This window comes from Nocardia sp. Marseille-Q1738 (assembly GCF_965283145.1).
This window is the reverse complement of record NZ_CBDIMS010000004.1, coordinates 390,580-413,377: the sequence shown is the minus strand read 5'-3', so window position 1 is coordinate 413,377 and position 22,798 is coordinate 390,580. Positions and strand designations below refer to the sequence as shown.

The 22,798-nt window shown below is 66.7% G+C and carries 13 protein-coding genes and 1 pseudogene; 5 read left to right on the top strand and 9 right to left on the bottom strand.

Going from position 1 to position 22,798, the window contains the following annotated elements:
• Positions 1 to 11 precede the first annotated feature (11 nt).
• Positions 12 to 1,661 (bottom strand): enoyl-CoA hydratase-related protein, encoded by a 1,650-nt coding sequence (locus ACWPXK_RS18480; protein WP_454197373.1) that lies wholly within the window; start codon positions 1,659 to 1,661, stop codon positions 12 to 14.
• 31 nt (positions 1,662 to 1,692) lie between these two features.
• Entirely contained in the window at positions 1,693 to 2,223 is a 531-nt protein-coding gene (locus tag ACWPXK_RS18475) for a hypothetical protein (protein ID WP_454197372.1), read from the bottom strand.
• A 416-nt stretch (positions 2,224 to 2,639) separates the two neighbouring features.
• Between ACWPXK_RS18475 and ACWPXK_RS18470 the strand changes: the two genes are divergently transcribed.
• A complete protein-coding gene (locus ACWPXK_RS18470) occupies positions 2,640 to 3,857 on the top strand; it encodes an oxygenase MpaB family protein (RefSeq protein ID WP_454197371.1) in 1,218 nt (405 codons plus the stop codon).
• A gap of 12 nt (positions 3,858 to 3,869) precedes the next feature.
• On the opposite strand, the pseudogene ACWPXK_RS18465 reads toward ACWPXK_RS18470, so the two are convergent.
• Positions 3,870 to 4,082 (bottom strand): annotated as a pseudogene (locus ACWPXK_RS18465) (hypothetical protein); the annotation flags it as partial.
• Between the two features lie 74 nt (positions 4,083 to 4,156).
• Between ACWPXK_RS18465 and ACWPXK_RS18460 the strand changes: the two are divergent.
• Complete coding sequence (locus ACWPXK_RS18460; protein ID WP_454197370.1) at positions 4,157 to 5,122, top strand: TIGR03557 family F420-dependent LLM class oxidoreductase; 966 nt, start codon at positions 4,157 to 4,159, stop codon at positions 5,120 to 5,122.
• A gap of 17 nt (positions 5,123 to 5,139) precedes the next feature.
• On the opposite strand, the gene ACWPXK_RS18455 is transcribed toward ACWPXK_RS18460, so the two are convergent.
• The 4 genes from ACWPXK_RS18455 to ACWPXK_RS18440 form a co-directional block, all read right to left on the bottom strand.
• Complete coding sequence (locus ACWPXK_RS18455) at positions 5,140 to 5,517, bottom strand: carotenoid oxygenase family protein (RefSeq protein ID WP_454197369.1); 378 nt, start codon at positions 5,515 to 5,517, stop codon at positions 5,140 to 5,142.
• Positions 5,517 to 5,906 carry a carotenoid oxygenase family protein gene (locus ACWPXK_RS18450; protein ID WP_454197368.1) on the bottom strand — a complete coding sequence of 130 codons (390 nt, stop codon included), beginning with the start codon at positions 5,904 to 5,906 and terminating at the stop codon, positions 5,517 to 5,519. Before ACWPXK_RS18450 ends, ACWPXK_RS18455 begins: the two co-directional genes overlap by 1 nt.
• Positions 5,907 to 5,956: 50 nt before the next feature.
• Complete coding sequence (locus ACWPXK_RS18445; protein WP_454197367.1) at positions 5,957 to 7,012, bottom strand: medium chain dehydrogenase/reductase family protein; 1,056 nt, start codon at positions 7,010 to 7,012, stop codon at positions 5,957 to 5,959.
• Positions 7,013 to 7,129: 117 nt separating this feature from the next.
• A complete protein-coding gene (locus ACWPXK_RS18440; RefSeq protein ID WP_454197576.1) occupies positions 7,130 to 8,221 on the bottom strand; it encodes a TetR family transcriptional regulator in 1,092 nt (363 codons plus the stop codon).
• Between the two features lie 211 nt (positions 8,222 to 8,432).
• On the opposite strand from ACWPXK_RS18440, the gene ACWPXK_RS18435 reads away from it, so the two are divergent.
• Together ACWPXK_RS18435 and ACWPXK_RS18430 are read left to right on the top strand one after the other, a co-directional pair.
• Positions 8,433 to 8,648, top strand: coding sequence for a hypothetical protein (locus ACWPXK_RS18435; protein ID WP_195149526.1), 216 nt, complete (start codon positions 8,433 to 8,435; stop codon positions 8,646 to 8,648).
• Positions 8,649 to 8,994: 346 nt separating this feature from the next.
• Entirely contained in the window at positions 8,995 to 10,128 is a 1,134-nt protein-coding gene (locus ACWPXK_RS18430; RefSeq protein ID WP_454197366.1) for an epoxide hydrolase family protein, read from the top strand.
• Between the two features lie 251 nt (positions 10,129 to 10,379).
• Here ACWPXK_RS18430 and ACWPXK_RS18425 read toward each other — a convergent pair whose 3' ends face one another.
• Complete coding sequence (locus ACWPXK_RS18425; RefSeq protein ID WP_454197365.1) at positions 10,380 to 12,008, bottom strand: FAD-binding oxidoreductase; 1,629 nt, start codon at positions 12,006 to 12,008, stop codon at positions 10,380 to 10,382.
• 450 nt (positions 12,009 to 12,458) lie between these two features.
• On the opposite strand from ACWPXK_RS18425, the gene ACWPXK_RS18420 reads away from it, so the two are divergent.
• Positions 12,459 to 21,614, top strand: coding sequence for an amino acid adenylation domain-containing protein (locus ACWPXK_RS18420; RefSeq protein ID WP_454197364.1), 9,156 nt, complete (start codon positions 12,459 to 12,461; stop codon positions 21,612 to 21,614).
• Here the strand turns inward: ACWPXK_RS18420 and ACWPXK_RS18415 are convergent.
• Positions 21,604 to 22,740: an NAD(P)/FAD-dependent oxidoreductase gene (locus ACWPXK_RS18415; RefSeq protein ID WP_454197363.1), complete on the bottom strand. Its 1,137-nt coding sequence runs from the start codon at positions 22,738 to 22,740 to the stop codon at positions 21,604 to 21,606. The genes ACWPXK_RS18420 and ACWPXK_RS18415 overlap by 11 nt on opposite strands.
• Between the last annotated feature and the right edge of the window lie 58 nt (positions 22,741 to 22,798).

The following is a 22,798-nucleotide window of genomic DNA, read 5'->3' as shown; positions in this document are numbered from 1 at the left end:
TGCTCGGTCGCTCACAGTCCGGCCACGGACGGTTGCCGGAGATCCCCGTGTACGAACGCTTGTCGCTTGCGGCGGAATTCGTTCTCGTCACGAAAGATGTCCCGGGCCATTCGTCGCAGCTCGGCGCCCTCGATCGCATTCAGATCGATCGTCCGAGAGTGCTTCGCGGCGATCATCGCCTCCCATCGAGCCGGATGGGCACACTCACCGGCTAGTTCGGCCAGCCGGCTGTCGAACCGCGCGCTCGGTGCCACCGCATCGATCAGCCCGAGGTCGGCGGCGCCCGCCGCGTCGAGGGGTTGGCAGTCGTGCAGCAGCCGCTGTGCCGTGTCGCCTCCCACTCGCCGCGGCAGGCTATAGGTGTGGAACTCCGAGCCCGACAGTCCGATCGTCCGGTAGTGCGGGTTGAACACCACACGATCGGCGGCGACGGCGAGGTCTGCCGCCAACGCGAGCATGACGCCACCCGCGCCGGCGTTTCCGGTCACGGCGGCGATCGTGACCTGTGTGGAACAGGTCAGAATCGCTCGGCACACGTTGGTGATCGCCAAAAGGTTCCGCCAGGCCTCTCCCTCGGGGTCCTCGGACAGCTCCGCCGCGCTCAGGTCTATGCCGTTGCTGAAGTACGCACCATTGTTCTCGAGGACCAGCACTTTCGTGTCTTGCGCCGCTGCATAGGTGAACGCTGCGAGCAACCTTCGGCATTGTCCGGACCCCATCGCACCGTTGTAGAAGTCGATGGTGAGAAACCCGATCTCGCCCTTGCGCCGATACCGGATTTCCTGCGATTTCCGTGTCTCGTCGACGACCGGCAACGCCGGAACCGGAACCCCGGCCTTGGCCAGCACCTGGGTAGCCGGACCCTTGCACGAAGGCTCGGCGTCTCGCGAGAACCGGAGGCGGCCGACCCAGATGCTGCCATCTCCACACGCGATTTCGATGGCGCCTTCCCGGCGTCCGAGCACAGTGCCGGGCGGAGCCGGGGGATCGTCCTGCCCGCGGTCGGCGTCATAGACGAGCATCGGCAGGCCGGCGACGGTCGCCGGCGCCCCTGGTGACCCGTCGCTGGCATGAATGAGACTCAGGATCGTCGTGGCGTCCTCGCTCCAGTGGATCTGCCGGTCGCCGCGGCGCATAGCGGGCCTCGGCCGGGCATGCGCGACCGGCTGCGGCATCTCGGCTTGCGAAGTGGGGGAGAGGGCGCGGCCGGCCATGTCGAGCGCCTCGAGCAGGCATTCGATCGCGGCGTCGGCTACGACAGTGTTGTAGACGGCGGATTTGCGGCGACACGGCAACGAGAAGGTCCGTGTCGACCACACGGGACCCGCGTCCATTTCTTCGACTGCCGTCAGTGCCGTCACGCCCCATAGCGGCTCACGTTCGCTGATCGCCCAGTCCAGTGCATGCGGACCGCGATCGCCTACCGGGCCGGGATGCAGGATGACGCAAGTCCACCGCAGGTGGATGTCAGCAGGGATCTTCGTCGTCAGGTACGGGCAGACCACGATATCGAAGCCGTCCGCTTCGACCGCACGGCGAATATCCGATTCGCAGTGCACTATCGCGATCCGTGCGGTGCGCCCGGATCGGCGCACCGCGAGCGTGGCTCGTTGGGTCAGTCCGTTGTTCGCACTGGCGAGGATCAGCACACGCTGTGTCATGTTCGGTTCCCCGCGGATTCGCGCGGGTGGATCAACGGTTGATCATCGAGAGCAGCTGTTGCGGGTCGTCGGCGTAGACCGTGGCGATGACGTTCGCGCGGGCGGCGAGATCGCGGGCGAGGTCCCGTATCTCGGCCGGCACGGTGGGGTCGTTGTCGATGCTGATCAGCAGATCACGGGTATGAATGGCCGTCGCCTGTGCGCAGTGCCGCAAGCGCGCCTTCGCCACGGTGTCGAGCGCGGCGGGGCTGAGGTAGCGCTGAATGTGCTCGCCGCGGTCGGTGACCTGGTTGACAACCGGTTCCGTGGCCGCGTCGGTGAGCCACCGCTCCGCGTCGGCCGTGATTTCGAAGACGAGATCGTGGTCTCGGATATCGGTCGGATTCAGGGAAGTGGTCAGCAGAGCCATGCTCGCTCGCCCGATCGCGAGGAATCCGCTCATAGCGTGGGCGAGCAGGACATCCGGGTTTCCTGTCGGCAACTGGTGTAGGCGTTGCCCGACGACGGTGACCCAGCAAGCGAGATGTTCGGCTCCGGTGTCGATCGACGTCGCTGTCGGCATAGCGCGACCATACGCTGTTACCCGCGCGAGACATACAACGAAACGCTGAAAGTTCGCCAGATGTCGTAGCGGCGAGTTGCGGACAGTCCGGCCACGCCGGAAACGGTATCTCGTTACCAGCATTCCGAACCTCGGCAATCGTCCCAGCGAGTGATGCTTTCCCCACGCATCGTCGACTTTTCGGCCGACTCAGGGCGGCCTACTCGGCGTCTCTTCCGTGCGTGCGGAAGATGTCAATCCGACGTGACGGGGGCTCGACCTTCTAGCCCGAATGTTGCTGAGCGTGATGCCGTGTGGTTTCTCGCGCCGCGTGCGTCGCTGCTGATGCATTGACGCAATGCAACTGTTTTTATATCGTCGATGCACGACGGTGCTCGCGACGCACTGGTCAGCGCAAGCTCAAAGGAGAGCTACACATGAACCGATCAGTTCCGCTGCGCCACCCCGCCGCACCGCGCGGCGTTCCCGGACTGCGACCGTTCGCGCTGCTGTTGAGGCTCGGCAAACCATCACCGGAGCAATGGCGCGATCTCGGTGAGGCGCTGCTCGTCGGCGATCAGCCGATGGACGATCTGGTCGATTGGATGTACCGCGAGGGCATGGCCCGAACTCGCCCGATATTCGAGCGGGTGCTACACGGCGGCATCGACAGCGTGCCGGACGCACCGGATCCGTTGCGGGCGTTCTTCGTTCGGGTGGAGATGCCGCCCGGCTGGCTGGACCGGGAGAAGATCGCGCATGCGGAACGAGTGTTCCGACTCGGTGGTGCGGACGGGCTGTACATCGCTCGAGACGTGTCCTTTCTCGGCGGCTACCTGGCCTCCGGCTTCAACAAGACTTTGATTCGTACCGGCGCACTCGAGAAGGGCCCTGCCAAGCGGTTCGCCGAAACACTGCAGTGGGCGCTGGATGTCACTTCCGACGGCGGAATGTCGCCGCTGGGTCGCGGCTATCGGTCGACGGTGCATGTGCGGCTCATCCATGCTCTGGTGCGCCGTCACGTAGCGGCCTTGCCGGACTGGCGCGAGGAGGAATGGGGCCTGCCGATCAACCAGACCGATATGGCCGCGACGCTGGTCGGTGCTTTGATCGCACCGTTCGTCGGAGCACTGGCGATGGGGTTGCTTTCCACTCCCCGCGATCTCGACGCCGCCGCACACCTCACCCGCTACGTGGGTTGGCTGCTCGGTGTCGAAGACCGATTCCTGCCCAACGGATTTCGGGACGCCGTCCGAATCCTCTATCACAGCCTCGCGGCGATCACCAATCCTGACGAGACCACACCCCAACTGGCGGTTCCGATGGCCGATGATCCACTCGGCTGGCACTACCGCAACCTGCCCGCGCTGCGCGGCCGTATCGCCCGTGCGCAGCATCTGTCCATCGCCAGCGCATTCCTGGGGCCGTCCGCGATGCGCCAACTCGGCCTGTCCGCCTACGTGCCGCCGTGGTACCCGCTGCTCCGAATCCCGGTGAACCTCATCCGCTCCGCATCGGCCCGTGCCGTTCCCGGAGGGCTGGATCATGCCGCGACCCGGGGGCGTCGAAAGCAGGAGGCGTTCTTGCGAACGTTGATCGGCACCGATGCGGCAGTGATCGGCGCCTCTGCCCAGCATGTCGGCAATGCCGCATGAGGTTCCGGCGGGTCCCGCATTCGCCGCCTCTACGTGCCCGAAGGTGATCCAGCGCAACCGCTCGACCGGCATGATGCGCGTGATCTCCGCCGATACCAGCGGGAACAACGCCCGCATTCCACAGTGGAACAGCAATGGTTCCTGGGCGTCGACGAGGAACTGATTGAACGTGAAGCCGCTCGGTCTCGACTGGACGCCTTTGTGGTGGGCGTCGGTTTTCCGTATCGGATGCGGGGTACGCCCCGCCAAGAGCCGGTCCTGGCAGACGACCGGCGTCTCCCAGCCGACAGGAGGTGACGATGCGTATCGGATACAAACTGGCGGCCGAGGCATATGGTCCGAACGAGCTTGTCCGCCAGGCGATCCGGGCGGAAGAGGTCGGATTCGACTTCGTCGACATCAGCGATCACTTCCATCCGTGGCTGGACAATCAGGGGCATTCACCGTTCGCCTGGACCGTGCTCGGCACCATCGCGGCGAAGACCGAGCGGATCGGTTTGGCCACCGGCGTGACCTGCCCGATTCTGCGGTACCACCCCGCGATCATCGCCCAAGCGGCAGCCACCCTCGCGATCCTGTCCGGCGACCGGTTCACCCTGGGCGTTGGTTCGGGCGAGCGCCTGAACGAACACGTCGTCGGCGGCGAGTTCCCTCCGGTGCGCATCCGGCACCGGATGCTGCGTGAGGCGCTCGAGATCATCCGGCTGCTCTGGCGCGGCGGATACCACTCCTACGATGGCGAATTCCTGACCGTCTCCGAGGCTAGGGTTTTCGATCTGCCCGATGAGCCGCCGCCGATCGCCGTCGCCGGGGGTGGGCCGGAGGCGGCCCGGATCGCCGCCGAGCTCGGTGATGGCCTGTTCGCCACCGAACCGAAGTCGGATCTCGTCGAGCGCTACCGCGCCGCGGGCGGAGCGGGCCCGCGTTACGCGGAGGTCGGCATGGCCTGGGCTCCGGACGAGGAGACGGCCGCCAAGGCGGTACTGGACACGACGCGGTGGGCGGTCACCGGGTGGAAGGTGATGAGCGAACTGCCCAATCCGGTCAACTTCGCCGCCGCGACCACCACCGTCCGCCTGGCGGACATCTTCGACAACTTCGCCTGTGGCCCTGAGCCCGCTCCCTATCTGGACGCCGCGAAGCAGTACGCCGACGCGGGCTTCGATCATCTCGTCATGCAGAACGCGGGCCCCGACCCCGACGGCTTCCTGGACTTCTACCGCCGCGAACTCGACGAACCCCTCCGCGCATTGAGCCCGGCCTGAGTGGTAGGGCCAAGGGGTCAGTCCTGGATCCAAGATCCGTGGATTCCGCCGGGTACTCGGCGGGGCAGCTCGACAGCCGCGATGGGAGGGGCAGTGAAGTCGTGGGCGTCGAGGATCAGCAGTTCCGATGTCCCGGTGGCGGAATCGCCGACGATGGTGAGCAAGTAGCCGTCATCCTCGCCGGTGGCCTGCGCGCTGGGCACGAAGACGGCTTCGCCGGGCACCCGGCCGGGCCCGGTCGGCGCGAGGAACCGCTCGCCGGCGTCGTTGTCGTACTTGACGATTCCGATGCCGTCGAATCCCGAGCCCGGGAACGCGACCGCGTAGCTGTAGCGGTTGCGGCGTCCGACGTAGGTGTCATTGATCGTCGGGAAGTCTGTGATCAAGGTGTCCATCACTTCCTCGTTGGCCCGGCTCGCTGCAGATTCGCCTCTTGTAGCGCGAGGATCCGTCCGGCGTGCTCGATGATGTGCGTGCCCGCCACGCTGGCGGCCAGATCGACGCTGCCGTCCTCGCGGAACAAGGGCGCTCCGTCGAGGGCGGGAGTCTTCACCCATCGGTTGCGGTACCACTCGGCTCGGCCCGCGCGCAGCCGGAGACCGTGGATCATGCCTGCTCCCTTGAACCAATGCGTCGGCACATCACCGGGTTTCGGGTTGTGGCCGTTGCGGAAGTAGCGACCGTTCAGCTCGGGCGGGACCGCACCGCGCACGGTCAGGTTGTGTGCGGTGATCTCGTCCGGGACGGGTTCGTAGTGTCCGGCGAGGTAGGGCTTGTCGGGCATGGCGGGCTCCTGCGGATTCGGGATGGGTAGCGGGACGGAGTGGCCGCGGGTCACCGCAGCTCTTCGGGCACGAGGACGACCTTGCCGGTTACGGTGCGTGATTCCGCGAGAGCGAGCGCCCGGCCGGCGTCGGTCAAGGGGAAGCGTGCGGCGATCTGGGCGCGCAATTCGCCGCGTGCGGCCAAGTCGAGGACGGCTCCGAGGTCTTCGGCGAGGCGCCTGCGGAACCGAGCGCGACGGCGCTTCCCGGACCAGATGTTGTAGAAGTGGGCGGACCGGTTGTTGGGCAACAAGTTCCACCACGCCAACCGTGCGAACAGCTTCAGCACCGGGAGCCGGGAGTTCCCGTCCTCGTCCTTCGTCGACGCGCTTCCGTAGGCCACGAGGGTCCCGCCGGTCGCGAGCAGGCCGAACGAGTCCACGACGCTGCGGCCTCCCACGTGGTCGAATACCGCGTCCACACCGCCGGGGGCCAGAGCCCGCACCTGCCGCGGCACATCGCCGCGGTAGTCGACCGGGATCGCGCCGATGGCCTCCACCGCCGCGGCATTGGCGGCCGACGCCGTCCCGATCACCCGGATGCCCGCGACGCGGGCCAACTGTACGAGGGTCGATCCGACACCGCCGTTCGCCCCGTGCACCACGATCGTCTGTCCTGCATGGACTTTCGCGATCCGGTGCAGCATCTGCCACGCGGTGATGCCATTGACCACGAATGTCTCCGCTTCCGCGGCCGTCAGGCCGGTGGGCACCGGGACCAGGTCGGCGGCCTCCAATACGAGGTGGCTGCTCCAGCCGCCCACCTTCGTCAGCGCCGCGACCCGCTGTCCGAGCAGTGCCGCGTCACCGTCGGCGCCGACGGCTATCACCTCGCCGACCAGGTCGTAGCCGGGCGTGAACGGAAATGGCGGCTGGTCGTAGTACTTGCCGCGCCGCATCTGCTGCTCGGCGAACGAGACCCCGGTGGCCTCGACGCGCACCAGAGCTCGGCCGGGCCGCGGCGGTGGCAGTTCGCGCCGGGTGATCAGCAATTCGTGCGGCTCCACCCGCCCGGGCAGTACGACTTCTACGGCAATGGTCGGCGTCGTGGCCGTGGTGTGGGACATGGATCAACTCCTAGTGTGTGACTGATCAATCACTCTGTTTGTGAAGAAAATGCCCCCGCGGGGGCTGAGAAGTACTGGACTGGGCTCAGGACATCGCTCGGCCTGCTGACATTCGGGTCACCCCCCTTCTGACCCGGTGCGGGCATGCGGGTGCCGGATGCCGGCGGTGAGGACCGCCGCCCAGCTGCCCTCGTTTTCGTCGAGCCCGAGCGTGGTGATCAGGTGGCACAGCTGGCCATACGCCATGAACCGCTGCACCTGATCGTCGGTCGCGTCCGAACGGGTCTTCGCGTAGTCGGTCACCCGATGCAGACCACGGCGCACGGCGTCGGCGATTTCCGGGATGTCGGCGGCTGACTGGGCGTGAACCTGCAGCATGAGCAGGCTCTTATCGGCGATCAGCTCGGCGTACGCGCCACCCATCTCGTGCAGGACCTTCTCCGGCTCATTGCCCGGCACGCGCGCCGCGCCGGTCGCCAACGATCGTTCGACCAGCTCGTAGCAGCGGTCCAGTGCGGCCACGAACAGCTCGACCTTGCTCGGGAAGAGCTTGAATACGTACGCGGGCGAAATGCCTGCCGCAGATGCCACGGTGTTGATCGGCGTCCCGTGGTATCCGGTTTTGGCGAACTCCGCGATCGCCGCGTCGACGACAGCCTCGCGGCGGGCATCGGATGTGGAGAGGGTGGCTCCTCGCTTGGGCATGTGAGTGACTGTACACTCACTCCGCGGGGCAGGCAATCCCCATCGGGGTCCCGGTAGTAATCGCCGAAAATCGGGCGGATATGGCGTAGCGGGCTGGTAGAGCACGGTTGCAGGAAATCGAGCACCCCGGACAACGTCCACCCCGAACAAGGGCCGAGCTGTCGCGTCCGGCTGAATACTGGTTCTGGCCCATATTTGGTGATCGTTGGGTGGTTCGACAGGGCCGTGCGGCAGCGCCGCCGCGACCTCGCTGATGTCGGGCAGTACCGGTGGATCGTCGAGGTCGGGCACCGCGGTCAGGTGGCGGGCGACGGTGCGTTCGACGGCGTCGCCGAGGTTGTTCCACAGGTGCCAACGATCAGCGACCTGAATCGCTGGCGGTGCGCCTTTGGCCGCTGCTTCGGCGTAGGCGCCGGCTCGGTCGCGGCAGATGATCTCGATGCCGGGACGGTCTGGAAGCCAGGCGGTCAGGCTCTCGGTGCTGCGGTCGGTGAGCATGTCGATCGGTCGGCAAACCAGCCAACTCCACTGCGCCCCAATATATCCGACCTGGGTCGATCACGGACTCTGTGCCCAGAGCCCCGCGACGACGACCTGGCTTCGACCAATAACTGAATTCTGCACCCCCGATTCGAGGACAACACAATTCGGGTCATGCGTGGTGAGGGGCTTGCCGATTAGGTTCGGCCGTCTACCCGATGCACGAGGAGTTCGAATGTTCGCAGTACGTGGATTTGCCGCCGCCCTGATCGGTGCCGCAACCCTGACCGGTGCTGGGGCGGCCGCCGCGGCGCCGTTGCCGCTCGAACCGCAGGCGCCCGCACCGGCCGTGTCGGTCGCAGGGAGCTGTGGTGGTATCACCGACCCGTTCGTGGCGCTGGTCTGCGCGATCAGCAGCCTGTCAGGCGGAGGCGGCACGGCCGCTCGATGAGCGGCCGTGAAGTCGGCTCAGCCGAATAAGCCGCGCACGAACGGCGCCGAGTTCGGCAGTGACGCGTTCACTGCCGAACCAGCCGAGTGGAAGCTGAGCGGATTGCGGGTCCGCAGGCTGTTCTGCCAGAACTCTGACTGTGGCAAAACGACTTTCGTGGAAATAGGCGCCGCAGCTCGCAGCGAGGCACGCCCGCCGCATGCTGATCCTGCAGCGTGCGTTGTGCGCGGTCGGGTTCTGAGCTGGAGCATCACCTGGTTCGGCGTGACTTCAGTGCTTGAACGGAATGATCCGTTCTGATACTCTTCAAACAGAACGAAGCATTCCGTTTCCATAGGAGATCGCCATGAGCATCAACCCCTTCGAGGTCGACATTCCGCAGACCAAGCTCGACGATCTTGCCGACCGTCTGCGCCGCTCCCTGTGGCCGAGCGAACTGCGCGGCGTCGGCGACTCCTACGGGGTGCCCGAGGATCGGGTGCGCGGCCTGGCGCAGTACTGGCTGGAGACCTTCGACTGGCGGGCGCTCGAGGCGAAGCTGAACGCCTACCCGCAGTTCACCACTGAGATCGATGGCGAGAACATCTACTTTCTGCACATCCGGTCAGCTCGCGCAGACGCGCTGCCGGTGGTCCTCACCCACGGCTGGCCCGGCTCGGTGCTCGAGTTCCTCGACGTCATCGAGTCGCTGACCGCGCCGGAGTCTGCTGAGGATCCCGCCTTCCACCTGGTGATTCCGGCGCTGCCCGGCATGGGCTTCTCCGGCCCGACGCACAGCACCGGCTGGACCATGCGGCGCGTCGCCAAGGCCTGGATCGAGCTGATGGATCGGCTCGGTTACCAGCGCTTCGGTGCGATCGGCAATGACGGCGGCTCGATGGTCTCCCCGGAGATCGGTCGCCTGGCGCCGGACCGGGTAGTGGGTGTCCATGTGACACAGCTGTTTTCGTTCCCGTCCGGCGATCCGGCCGAGTTCGTCGACCTCTCGCCGGAGGATCTGGCGGCGCTCGAGCACCTGAAGTGGTTCCAGGACCACAAGATGGCCTTCAACATCCTGTGCAGCCAGCAGCCGCAGACGCTGGCCTACGCGCTCTCCGATTCGCCGATTGGCCTGCTGGGTTGGAACACACAGCTTTTCGGTGAGAGTCTGGACGCCGATTTCGTCATCGGCAACGTTGCCCTCTACTGGCTGACCGGCACCGCGGCCTCCTCGGTCCGGTACTACTACGAGGAGGCGCACAGCACCGACCGCCCGACCGGCTCGACCACGACCCCCACCGCACTTGCCATGTTCAAGGGCGATTTCCAGTCGATCCGCCGGTTCGCCGAGCGTGACCACAGCAACATCGTCAGCTGGAACTCCTACGACGCAGGCTCGGCGATCGGCGGTCCGAACGATGCCGCAGGCCACTTCGCCGCGCACGAGGCACCCGAACTGCTCGTCGGCGACATCCGGCGGTTCTTCGCCAAAGTCGGCTGAAGTCCGGCCGCGCGAGACAGTCTCTCCTGTCATCGAAACCCAGGGCCATGGTTCGTCTCACTCCGCGCTGTTGTGCTGGAGTCATCAACGAGCTTGTCCGACCACTCCAGTCGGCGACCAATAACGTTCCGAGCAGTGCGGTGAGTTGCGCGCGTTCGCTCGGCTTCGGCGCGTTGAAGGTCCGGTTCAGGAACTCGGGAACACCCCGCTCGGCGGCGACGAGAGCCTGCTTGCCTGCATCGGTGTGACGGTCACCTCGCCGTCGGGTCGATCAGGACACCGGGATTGAGGATGCCCGCCGGGTCGAGCGTCGATTTGGCCGCGCGAAGAGCGGCGGCGAAAGGTTCGGGTCGCTGGCGGTCGTACCAAGGGCGGTGGTCCCGGCCGACGGCGTGGTGGTGGGTAATGGTGGCGCCGGAGGTCTCCAGTGCCTCCGACACCGCGGTTTTGATCTCGTCCCATTGCTCGACGGTCCGGCCCCAGCGGCCACCGGCATAGACGCCGAAGTAGGGCGCGGGCCCGTCCGGGTAGACGTGAGTGAACCGGCAGGTGACCACGCCGGTCACGCCGGCGGAATGGAACGCGGCGGTCGCGGCGGCGAGCACCTTCTCCCGCAGGGCGTCGAAACGGTCCCAGGTGCAGGCGGTTTCGAACGTTTCGACGATCATCGACTGGGTGGCGAGTGCGTCGCGCTGATACGGCATCCGCAGGAACGACGAGCGCCAGGCGTCCGCCGCGCCCGGGCGCGCGGTGTCGTGCGCCGAATCGGTGGTGCGGACCCCGTCGGGGGTCGTGCCGCCGTGGTCGCGGCAGATCTGCACCGCACGCCGCATCGTTTCGTCCACCGGATGGTCGGCGGACTCGAATCCGAGGACCAGAACCCCTCCTGCGGCGCTGGTTCCCGCGTTGATGAAGGCCTCGACCGGATCGAGTAGCCTGCAGTTCGCCGGATACAGCCCGGCCTGGGCGATCGTCCGTGTGGCGGCGATGGCATTGCCGTAATCGTCGAACACCACCGATGCTCCGGCGCGCCAGCGCGGACGATCCTGCAATCGCATCCACGCCTCGGTGATCACTCCGAGGATGCCCTCGGACCCGAGGAACATCCGGTCCGGCGAGGGGCCCGCGCCCGATGCGGGCACCCGGCGCGATTCGCTGATCCCGATCGGCGTCACCACCCGCATCGACTCCACCATGTCGTCGATGTGGGTGTAGACGGTCGCGTAGTGGCCGCCCGCTCGGGTGGCCAGCCAACCTCCGAGCGTGGAGAACTCGAATGACTGCGGAAAGTGCCGCAGCGACAAGCCATCCGGGCGCAGTGCGGCTTCCAGCGCGGGGCCGAGTATGCCCGCTTGGATCCGCGCCGCGCGGCTGGTGCGATCGAGTTCGACGACCCGCCCCAGGCGGCCGAGATCCAGTGCGATGGCGCCGGCGTAGTCGCCGGTGCACCGCGGTTCGACACCACCAACGACCGACGTTCCACCGCCGAACGGCACCGCCGCGACGCCCGCGCTCGCGCACCAGTCCAGGACGTCGACCACGTCCTGCTCGGTCCGCGGCCGCACGACTTGATCGGGTACATGATCGATGCGGCCGAGCAGGGTGCGTACTACGTCACGGAATGCCTGCCCGTGCCCGTGCGAGATGCGATCACGGAGATCTTCCGACGCCAGATGAGCCAGCGAACTCGGCAGTTGAACGCGGGGAGCGGGCACCTCCAACGACACCGGATCGGGCGCCTCGTGCACCGCGAGGTCGGCCTCGGGCAGGAGGGCCGCTACGCGTTTCGTCAGCGCCGCTCGTTCGGTGCCGGTGACCGCGTCCTCGACGTTTCCCCATCCCCACCACGACCTCGTCACGGCTACTCCTTCGACTGACATCGACCCGACCGTAAGTTACGTTGCGGGCCGCGGACCCGGAGCAACTTCCTACTCACGTGTTGCGGGTGACGACCGAGGAGTAGGGTTCCGACCTGCTGGGGCTCGTCTCGCCGCCGTCGCGGGCGCCGATTCGGCTTCGCTGGATCGGCCGTGCGATGGTGGGGCGGTCGCCTTACGACAATAGCGTGATTGATGTGAAGTGATCTTCATCACAACTGACCTCCAGTCGGAAACCTTCTCATCGCGATGTTTTTCGCATCACACGATGTCATGGCACAACGCGGGACTGGGTACTCCTATGAGCTTTCCCAACCTCGGCGCGCCGATTCGATCGGCGTTCGCTAAGGTCCGTTCTGCACGCTCGGGTCATGGTTCACGCATTTGAGGCACTGCTTCTGGCTCCATAGCCAGGGCGGACAATGATCGACCAGAGAGTGAACTCGCCACCGTATGACCCCGTCACGTCGTTCCGCACGTCGCGCCCATCATTCAAGAGCACGTAATCTCCTGTTTCCGCAGTTGCTCACCGCCGCGGTGGACACGGCGTTCGACTCCGCAGCGCTGCGATACAACCCGACCGGTGATCCGGCTGATCAGCGTGAGCTGACTTATCGGGAGCTGGACGCGACCTCATCCCGGCTGGCTCGGTACCTGATCGGGTACGGGGTGGGACCCGGAGACTTCGTCGCGGTGGCCATCACCCGCTCGGTGGAGTCGGTGCTGGCCGTGTGGGCGGTCGCGAAGACCGGCGCCACCTACGTGCCCGTCGACCCGGCCTACCCGGCGGATCGCATCGCGCACATGCTTGCGGACTCCGGTGCGGTGCTGGGGGTAACCACCTCGGTGCATCGGGTGGGGCTGCCCAGTGCAGGCGTGGAGTGGATCGAACTGGACGCACCGGTTCATCGGGAAAAAATCGCCGCCGAGCCCGCTCATTCGGTGTCGTATCTGGATCGACTACGTCCGCTGACCGAGCAGCATGTGGCGTATGTGATCTATACCTCCGGGTCGACGGGCAAGCCGAAGGGTGTCGCGGTCACGCATGCGGGTTTGGCGGCGTTGGTCGAGCATGAGGTTGGGGTGCGGGGGGTGTCTCGGGGGTCGCGGGTGTCGCATCTGTGTACGCCGAGTTTCGATTTTTCGGTGATCGAGATGTTGTTGGCGTTTTCGGCGGGTGCGACGTTGGTGGTGGCGCCGCCGACGGTGTTCGCGGGGGTGGAGCTGGCGGATTTGTTGCGGCGGGAGCGGGTGACGCATCTGTGTATCACTCCGGGGGCGTTGGAGTCGCTGGATCCGGTGGGGCTGGATGATCTGCGGGCGATTTTGTGTGGTGGGGAGCGGGTGGGTCCGGAGTTGGTCGCGCGGTGGGCGAGCGGCGGTCGGTCGTTCTACATCGTGTACGGGCCCACCGAGACCACCATCTTCGCCACCGGCACCGAAGCACTACGCCCGGACGACCCGACGCACATCGGCACGCCGGTCCCATCCCTCGGCGTCCACGTGCTCGACGCGAGGTTACGAATGGTGCCACCCGGCGTGATCGGCGAACTGTATCTATCCGGACCGGCTCTCGCTCAGGGATATCTCGGACGGCCTGGGCTGAGCGCGGACCGATTCGTCGCCAATCCGTTCGGCGCGATCCCCGGCACCCGGATGTATCGCACCGGTGACCTGGTGCGGCGGACCCCGGAGGGATTGCTCGAGTACCACGGCCGGGTGGATTTCCAGGTGAAGATCCGGGGCTTGCGGATCGAGCTGGACGAGATCGACAACGCGTTGACCGCGCATCCGGATGTCGACTACGCCGCGACGCTGGGCACGACGCTACCCTCCGGTAGCAAAGCACTGGTCTCCTACGTGCTGCCACGCGCTACGTGCAGCCCGGACCACGGCCGAGTCGCTCTGGACACGACAGAACTCACCGAATTCATCGCGAAAACCCTACCGGCATACATGATTCCGGCCGCGATCACGGTGCTCGACGAACTGCCGCTGACGCCGGTCGGGAAACTGGATCGCGCAGCGTTGCCCGAGCCGGTGCTCACCGTGCGGGAATTCCGGGCGCCCGCCACCGCGGCGGAGCGGTTGGTCGCCAACACCTTCGCCGCCCTACTGCTGCAGGAGAACTGCGGCGACACCGATCGGGTAGGTGCGAACGACGACTTCTTCGAACTCGGCGGCAATTCGCTGATCGCCACCCAGGCCGCCGCCCGGCTCGGTACCGCGCTGGGTGTGCGGGTTCCGGTCGCGTTGTTGTTCGAGGCGTCGGTGGTGGCACGACTGGCCGAGCGGTTGCGGGAGCTGACCCAGATAGCCCATCCGTCACCGCGTCCGATGGCGCGGCCGGAGCGGGTGCCGTTGTCGTATGCGCAGCAGCGGATGTGGTTTTTGAACCGGTTCGACCCGGCGAGCGCGAGCAACAACATTCCGCTGGCGGTGCGGCTCAGCGGTGCGCTGGACGTGGCCGCGCTGCGCGCAGCGATCGGGGATCTGGTGGCGCGGCACGAGGTACTGCGCACCAGCTACCCGGAGCACGATGGCGTGGGTAGCCAACGGGTGCATGCGGTTTCGGAGCCGGGTGCGGTACCCGAGTTGGTGGTGCTGGAGGTCACCGAAGCCGAGATCCCCGAGCACACGGCGGCGGCGATGATCGAGGGCTTTGATGTCACGGCAGCCCCGCCGATCCGGTTGCGTCTGTTGCGGGTGAGCGATACCGAGCATGTGCTCGTGTGCGTGGTGCACCATATCGCCGCGGACGGTTCGTCGATGATTCCGTTGACCGCGGATCTGATGACGGCGTATTCGGCTCGGGTGGACGGCGCGGCTCCGGGCTGGGAGCCGCTGCCGTTGCAGTACGCGGATTACACGTTGTGGCAGCGGGAAATGCTCGGCGAGGAAGGCGACCCGGATTCGATTCTGGATCGCCAGATCGGATTTTGGCGCGACCGGTTGGCCGACCTGCCGGAAAAGCTGGACCTGCCCGCCGACCGGCCGCGTCCGGCGGTGTTTACCGGTCGCGGCGCGACGTATGAGTTCAAGCTCGACGCGTCGGTGCATGCGGCGTTGAACAGGTTGGCGAACCGGCACGACGCCACTCTCTTCATGGTCGCGCATGCCGCGTACGCGGTGCTGCTGGCGCGGTTGTCGAACACCGGTGACATCACTGTGGGTACGCCGGTCGCGGGTCGCGGCGACGCGGCAGTGAGCGGTTTGATCGGCATGTTCGTCAACACCCTCGCCCTGCGCACGCAAATCGACCCCGGCCACAGTTTCGCGGAGCTGCTGGAGCAGGTGCGCGGCAGGGACGTCGAAGCGTTCGGGCATGCCGAAGTACCATTCGAACGCTTGGTGGAGCTACTCGACCCGGTGCGGTCGAGTGCGCACCACCCGCTGTTCCAGGCCATGCTGACCTTCCAGAACTTCGCGCCCTCCACCCTGCAACTGCCCGCGCTGAACGTCTCCGCGCTCGACTTCACCGTGCCACTGACGAAGTTCGACCTCGAACTGACCATGCTGCCCCGCGAGGACGAGCGGACACCGCTGGGGATTTCGGCGGCGTTCACCTACTCCACCGACCTGTTCGACGAGGCCACGATCGCGGGCTTCGCGCGACGGTTGTGCGGAATCCTCACGGCGGTGGCCGATTCGGCGGATCGCGCGGTGGGGGAGATCGATCTGCTGGATGCGGCTGAACGCGCCGCGATCTTGGTCCACTGGAACGATACTCGGCATCCGGTTACTCCAGGTCTGCTCCTCGACGGCTACCGGCGTGCGGTGGCACAGCATCCAGACAGAGTCGCGGTTGTGTTTGGGGATCAGCAGTTGACCTACCGGGACTTCGATGAGCGGGTCAATCAGCTCGCGCGGGTGTTGATCGAGCATGGTGTGGGTGCGGAGTCGTTGGTGGGGTTGGCGGTGCGGCGGTCGCTGGATTTGGTGGTCGGGATGTATGCCATCCTGACCGCGGGTGGGGCGTATGTGCCGTTGGATCCGGATCATCCGGCTGAGCGGATCGGGCATGTGCTCGATACCGCCCAGCCGGTGTGTGTGCTCACCACGACCGTGGACACCATTCCCGTTCCGTCGCATATACCGGTGCTGTATCTGGACACTCTCGATACCGGTTTGCGGTCGGGCGCGCCGATCTTTGCGGAGGAATTGTTGCGGCGGGTGTTGCCGGAGCATGTGGCGTATGTGATTTTCACGTCGGGGTCGACTGGGCGTCCGAAGGGTGTGGCGGTTTCGCATGGGGCGATCGTCAATCAGATCGAGTGGATGCTCGCCGAGTATCCGATGGGTGTGGGGGAGGTGTATTTGCAGAAGACCGCGACGACGTTCGATGTGTCGTTGTGGGGTTATTTCATGCCGTTGCGGGTGGGGGCGAAGCTTGTTGTCGCCGACCACGACGGCCACCGTGACCCGGCCTACCTCGCTGCCGCCATCGCCGCGCACGGGGTGACGGTCACCGATTTCGTGCCGACGATGTTGAGCGAGTTCGCCGCACACACCCCCGCGGGAAGCTTGGCGAGTTTGCGGGATGTGTTCGTGATCGGCGAAGCGCTGCCGCCGCGGACGGTGCGTGCGGTGGCTGCGGTGACCGATGCGCGGGTGCACAACTTGTACGGTCCGACCGAGGCGGCGGTGTCGGTCACCTACTGGCCCGCCGATAGTTCCGACACCCACACGGTGCCGATCGGTCGGCCGCAGTGGAACACCCAAGTGTTTGTGTTGGATTCGCGGTTGCGGCCGGTGCCTGCGGGGGTGGCCGGTGAGTTGTATCTGGCGGGTGATCAGCTCGCCCGCGGGTATGTCGCGCAGGCCGCGCAGACCGCGGGACGGTTCGTGGCCAACCCGTTCGCTGCCGGGTCGAGGATGTATCGCACGGGTGATCTGGTGATCTGGCGCGAGCCGGCCGCGGGTCGGGCGCAGCGGCTGGAGTATGTGGGGCGCACCGATTTCCAGGTGAAGTTCCGTGGCCAGCGCATCGAGTTGGGCGAGATCGAAACCGCGCTGCTGGCCCAACCCTCGGTCAGTCAAGCCGCCGCGGCCGTGGTCTCTTCCGCGCTGGGCGAGCAACTGGCCGCCTACGCGGTCCCGGCACCCGGACACGACATCGACCAACACCAACTGCTGCACGCGATCTCCGCGGTCCTCCCCGCATACATGGTCCCGTGCGCAATTGTCGCGTTGCCCGCGCTGCCGCTGAACGCGAGCGGCAAACTGGATCGCCGAGCACTACCGGAGCCGGTGTTCGAGAGCAGGGAATACTGCCAGGCCCGCACACCCGCCGAGCAAGCCGTTGCCCAGGTGTTCGCCGACCTGCTCGGCGTCGACCGGGTGGGCGCGGAGGACGACTTCTTCGCCCTCGGCGGCAACTCACTGCTCGCGACGCGGGTGGTTGCCAGGCTGAACGAGACGATGCAGTCACAGGTCACCGTGCGTGACCTGTTCGAGGCGTCCCGTGTTTCGGCGTTGGCCACCAGGGCGGTACGCCGCAGCGGGGGCACCCGTGTACCGCTCGTCCGGTCGGCGCGTCCGGACCGCGTACCGCTCTCGCTGGCGCAACAGCGGATGTGGTTGCTCAACCGCATCGAGCCGGACTCCGCCGCTTACAACATGCCCTTCGCCCTCCGGCTGACCGGCGCCCTCGACGTGCCCGCGCTGCGCCTCGCGGTCGCCGACGTGCTGGAACGCCACGAGGTGCTGCGCACGCGTTTCCCGGCCGACTCCGACGGTATTCCGTATCAGGAGATCCTGTCGGCCGATGCCGTACTGCCCGAGGGTCTGGTGGTCGAACACGACACCACCGACGTGATGGACACCGTGGCCGGGCTGATGTCCACCGGTTTCGATGTGACCGCGTCCGTACCTGTCCGGCTGCGGCTGTTCAGCTCCGGCGACGATCATCTGCTCGTCCTCGTGGTGCACCATATTTCCGCCGACGGGGCGTCGCTCGCACCCCTGGCCCGCGATCTGGTGACCGCCTACCTCGCCCGCACCGGCGGCGGTGCGCCGGACTGGTCGCCATTGCCGGTGCAGTACGCCGACTTCGCCCTCTGGCAGCACGCCACCATCGGCACCGCGGCCGACGAGAATTCCATTGCCGCACAGCAGCTGTCGTATTGGCGCGACCAACTGGCCGGGTTGGCCGGACCACCGGAGCTGCCGATGGATCGCCCGCGCAGGTCGACGCCGTCGATGCGCGGTGCGTCGACCACCATCACCATCCCGGCGGATGTCCATGAACGACTAGGCCGGATCGCGCGTGACCACAACGCGACATTGTTCATGGTGGTCCACGCCGCTCTCGCGGCGCTGCTGGGGCGGCTGTCCGGCGGCACGGACATCGTGATCGGTACGCCCATCGCGGGTCGCGGCGAACGAGCTCTGGACGATCTGGTCGGGATGTTCGTCAACACACTCGCCCTGCGCGTCGAAGTCGATCCCGGGGCAACCTTCCACGACCTGGTCGATCGCTCCAGGGAAACGGCTCTTTCGGCATTCGGCAACGCCGACATACCTTTCGAACGCGTGGTCGAGGAAATCGACCCGGCGCGCACCGGAGCGCACAACCCACTGTTCAACGTGATGCTCTCGTTCCAGAACCTCGAGCAGCCCACGCTCGAGCTGCCGGATCTGGCGGTGACCGCACTCGACAACGGCGCGATCATGGCCAAGTTCGACCTGCAAGTGATCGTCGAACCGCGGGTCGGCGACGACGGTGGCCATGCGGAGTTGGGCGTGACTTTCACTTACGCCACGGACCTTTTCGATGAATCCACCGTCCACGCCTTCGGCCGCCGCTTCGAACGCATCGTGTCCGCGGCGGCGGGCAAACCCTCGACGCTGGTGTGGGACATCGACATTCTCGACGAAGTCGAGGCTGAGGATGTCCTCGCCGGTGGCCTGCCCGCCGCGCAATCGAGCCAGGTCGGCCTGGCACAGTCGGGGATACCAGGCGCTATCACTTTCGCGCCTGCTGCGACACTGCCCGAGTTGATCGGGGAGCAGGCTCGCCGCAGACCGGATGCGGTGGCCATCCGCTGCGGCGACGCGACGTTGAGTTTCGATGGTTTGTACCGTGGTGCGAACCGGGTTGCGCGTGCGTTGATCGCGGCGGGGGCGGGGCCGGAATCGGTGGTGGCGGTGGCGGTGTCGCGTACCGAGGAGTTGCCGGTCGCTCTGTTGGGTGTGCTCATGTCGGGTGCGGCGTACCTGCCGATCGATCTCACCTATCCGGCGCAGCGTCTGGTGGGTGTGCTCGCGGACGCGGCTCCGGTGTGCGTGCTGACCACCGCCGAGGAACGGGCAGCTTTGCCGGACACCGGGCTGCCGGTGGTGTTGCTGGAGCAGACGGGGGAGTTCGCCGACGATCCGGTGACCGACGCCGAGCGGGTGGCGCCGCTGCGGCCGGACAACCTCGCGTACGTCATCTATACTTCCGGCTCCACCGGTGTGCCGAAGGGTGTGGGGGTGACCCACCGGAATGTGGTGGAGTTGTTGACCAATACGCGCCCGTTGTTCGGGTTCGACGAGCGTGATGTGTGGACGGTGTTCCATTCGTTCGCGTTCGATTTCTCGGTGTGGGAGTTGTGGTGCGCGCTGGCGACCGGCGGCAGTGTGGTGGTGGTCGATTACGTGACCTCCCGATCCCCGGAGCTGTTGCGGGAGTTGCTCATCCGGGAGAAGGTGACGGTGCTGAACCAGACCCCGTCGGCATTCCGCCAACTCGGGGAGGCCGACCGAGGGGCTTCGGCCACGACCGGAGAATTCGCGCTGCGGTACGTGATCTTCGGTGGCGAGGCGCTGGATCTGCGCCACCTGCGGAGCTGGTATGAGCGTCACCCGGTCGACGCGCCGCGGTTGGTGAATATGTACGGCATCACCGAAACCACCGTGCACGTGTCATTCCTGCCGCTCGATGAACACGTGGTGGACAGCCCGGCAAGCCTCATCGGCCGGGCACTGCCCGGGCTGGACACCCATGTGCTGGATATCCGTTTGCGTCCCGCACCTTTCGGCACTCCCGGTGAGATCTATGTCGACGGGAGTCAGCTGTCGCGCGGGTACTTGGGGCGGGCGGGGTTGACCGCGACGCGGTTCGTGGCGAATCCCTTCGGGCCGCCGGGGTCGCGGATGTATCGGTCGGGGGATCTGGCACGCTGGACCTCATCGAGTGGTGAGCCCGGGCTGGCTTACAGCGGGCGGGGTGATCAGCAGGTGCAGTTGCGTGGTTTCCGGATCGAACTCGGGGAGATCGAAGCCGCGTTGCTGCGCTGCCCGGGCGTGAGCCAGGCTGTTGCGCTGGTTCGCGCCGATGTCACACTCGGCGATCAACTCATCGGCTATGTCCGGCCCAAGCCAGGCGCGCGGCTGGACCCGATCGAACTCCGCACCCAGGTCGGCGAGTTCCTGACCGGTTATATGGTGCCCGCCGCGATCGTGGTGATCGACACCGTGCCGTTGACGGTGAACGGCAAACTCGACCGTCGTGCCCTGCCCGCCCCGCAATTCCGGGCGCGGGAATTCCGCGCCCCCGCCACCCCGGTGGAGGAGATCGTGGCCGCGGCGTTCGCGCAGGTGTTGGGTGTGGACCGGTTCGGGATGGACGACAACTTCTTCGAGCACGGTGGGAACTCGCTGATCGCGGCGAAGCTGTCCGCTCGGCTGTCGGGTGTGTTGGGCACGAAGGTGCCGGTGATGCGGGTGTTCACCGCGCCAACTCCTGGTGAGTTGGTGGCGGATCTGGCGCGCCGCGCCAGCGGTGGTGTGGAGAGCGAGGCGGCGTTCGAGATGTTGTTGCCGCTGCGGCCGGGGGGTTCGGCGGCGCCGCTGTTCTGCGTGCATCCGGTGTCGGGAATCTCCTGGTCGTATGCGGGGTTGGCCGCCTACCTCGATCCGGACCGGCCCATTTATGGTTTGCAGACCCCGGTGCTGGCCACCGCGGAGGCGGTGATGCCGGACTCGATCCAGGACTGGGCGGCCCGGTATGTCGAGCTGATCCGTGAGGTGCAGCCGGAGGGTCCCTACCATCTGCTGGGGTGGTCCTTCGGCGGGGTCATCGCGCATGAGATGGCGGTGCAGCTGCAAGGCGAGGGCGAAACCGTGGCCTTGTTGGCGGTGATGGACAGCTACATGGCCGACCCGCCCGGCACGCCGGTCAGCGACGCCGGTCAGGTGCCGGTGGCCGAGCTGATCGGCGGTTTGCTCGGTGCAGCGGCGGGGGATCTGGGTAACGTCGCGGAACTGGATTGGGCGGCGCTGCCGCAGATGTTCACCGAACTGCCCGAACCGTTCGCCTCTTTCGGCGCCGAGCGGGTCACCCGGATCCTCGACGCCGCGGTGCACTCCGTCGCCTTGCGCAGCACCTACCGGCCGCCGGTGTACCGGGGTGACGTCGTGTACTTCACCGCCGCCCTGGACGACCCCACCGGCTGCGTCGGCGCCACGCTCTGGAGTGAGATCGTCGACGGCACAATCCACAACCACGCCGTATCGACAACGCATTGGCGGATGACCGTGGCATCCGGACTGGCTGAGATCGCCGATGTGCTCACAAAGGCGTGGCGAGAGGGCGAGGCGGACGACCGCGCGATCAGCGGCTGAACCAGCGGTCGAGCCGGGCGGCGGCCGAGTCGGCCTTCTCTCGGGCGAGTTCTGCCGAGGGCGCGGAGAACGGCGCCACCGGCGCCGGACCGGAGAGGAAATCGGCGTCGACTTTGCCGACCAGCCCGCCTCCGAACTCGATATGGCACACGCCCCGGCCCAGGTACTTCTCGGACGGCGTCGACCCACGCAGCTTCGCTGCGATGCCCGCCGCGACCGTTCGGGCGGCGTCCTCGGCGAAGACGCCCGCGCGCGGGACCGGGGCATCGGCGCAGTCGCCTATGGCGTAGACGTCCGGATATGGCGTTTCGAGGGTGCGCGGGTCGACGGCGATCCAGCCGTCCGTGCCGCCCACGGTCAGCCCCGATGCCTCGACGACGGCCGGAACTCGGTGCTTCGGGATGCCGATGAACAGGTCGTAGGCGAGATCGCCGGTACCAGTGGCCGCCGTGTGCCGGCTCGGATCGAGGGCGTGGATTCGGTGCCCGGGGGAGTATTCGATGTCGCGTCGGGTCAGCGCTTCGACGATGGCAGCGGACGTGTCCGGCGACACCGGGATCGGCGAGTCCATCGGGGTGATCACCTGCATGCGGGTGCGGTCGCGCACCCCGCGCCGGGTCAGCATCTCGTGCAGGAGCATCGCACCCTCATAGGGCGCGGGCGGGCACTTGAAAGGGACGCTCAGAATCGCGAGGATCACGTCCCCGCCGTCGAAACCGTCGAGCCGGTCCCGCAACCGGCAGGCGCCCTCGATCGAGTAGTACTCGTACCCGTCCTCGCCGAACCCCGGGGTCGCGGCGAGGTCGTAGTCGGCGCCGAGCGCGACGACGAGAATGTCCGGATCGTATTCGGATCGGTCGGTCACGACGTGACGGGTCCGCGGGTCGATCGCGGTGACTTCCTCCTGGCGGAACTCGACACCCGGATGGGCGAGGTCGGCGTACGGAACACGAACAGCCTCCGGCGGTACGTCCCGGAACAGGATCTCCAGCTTGGCGAAGCCGAAGGTAAAGGAATCGTTCCGGTCCACCAGGACGACTCCGACTTCGTCGGCCAGCGAACCCGACAGGCGGGCGGCCAACTCCAATCCCCCGAACCCGGCACCGAGAATGAGCACGGTTCGCATACGACCATTCTTCACCCGGGCACACCGTATGCGCGGGCGAACGAGTGTGTTGCCCAGT

Excerpts from the sequence above, each read along its gene's own strand:
- ACWPXK_RS18435 (WP_195149526.1), top strand. The coding sequence starts at position 8,433 with ATGTTCGCAGTACGTGGATTTGCCGCCGCCCTGATCGGTGCCGCAACC.
- ACWPXK_RS18450 (WP_454197368.1), bottom strand. The coding sequence starts at position 5,906 with ATGCCCGACAAGCCCTACCTCGCCGGACACTACGAACCCGTCCCGGAC.
- ACWPXK_RS18445 (WP_454197367.1), bottom strand. The coding sequence starts at position 7,012 with ATGTCCCACACCACGGCCACGACGCCGACCATTGCCGTAGAAGTCGTA.
- ACWPXK_RS18420 (WP_454197364.1), top strand. The coding sequence starts at position 12,459 with ATGACCCCGTCACGTCGTTCCGCACGTCGCGCCCATCATTCAAGAGCA.
- ACWPXK_RS18425 (WP_454197365.1), bottom strand. The coding sequence starts at position 12,008 with ATGTCAGTCGAAGGAGTAGCCGTGACGAGGTCGTGGTGGGGATGGGGA.
- ACWPXK_RS18470 (WP_454197371.1), top strand. The coding sequence starts at position 2,640 with ATGAACCGATCAGTTCCGCTGCGCCACCCCGCCGCACCGCGCGGCGTT.
- ACWPXK_RS18415 (WP_454197363.1), bottom strand. The coding sequence starts at position 22,740 with ATGCGAACCGTGCTCATTCTCGGTGCCGGGTTCGGGGGATTGGAGTTG.
- ACWPXK_RS18460 (WP_454197370.1), top strand. The coding sequence starts at position 4,157 with ATGCGTATCGGATACAAACTGGCGGCCGAGGCATATGGTCCGAACGAG.
- ACWPXK_RS18430 (WP_454197366.1), top strand. The coding sequence starts at position 8,995 with ATGAGCATCAACCCCTTCGAGGTCGACATTCCGCAGACCAAGCTCGAC.
- ACWPXK_RS18480 (WP_454197373.1), bottom strand. The coding sequence starts at position 1,661 with ATGACACAGCGTGTGCTGATCCTCGCCAGTGCGAACAACGGACTGACC.
- ACWPXK_RS18475 (WP_454197372.1), bottom strand. The coding sequence starts at position 2,223 with ATGCCGACAGCGACGTCGATCGACACCGGAGCCGAACATCTCGCTTGC.
- ACWPXK_RS18455 (WP_454197369.1), bottom strand. The coding sequence starts at position 5,517 with ATGGACACCTTGATCACAGACTTCCCGACGATCAATGACACCTACGTC.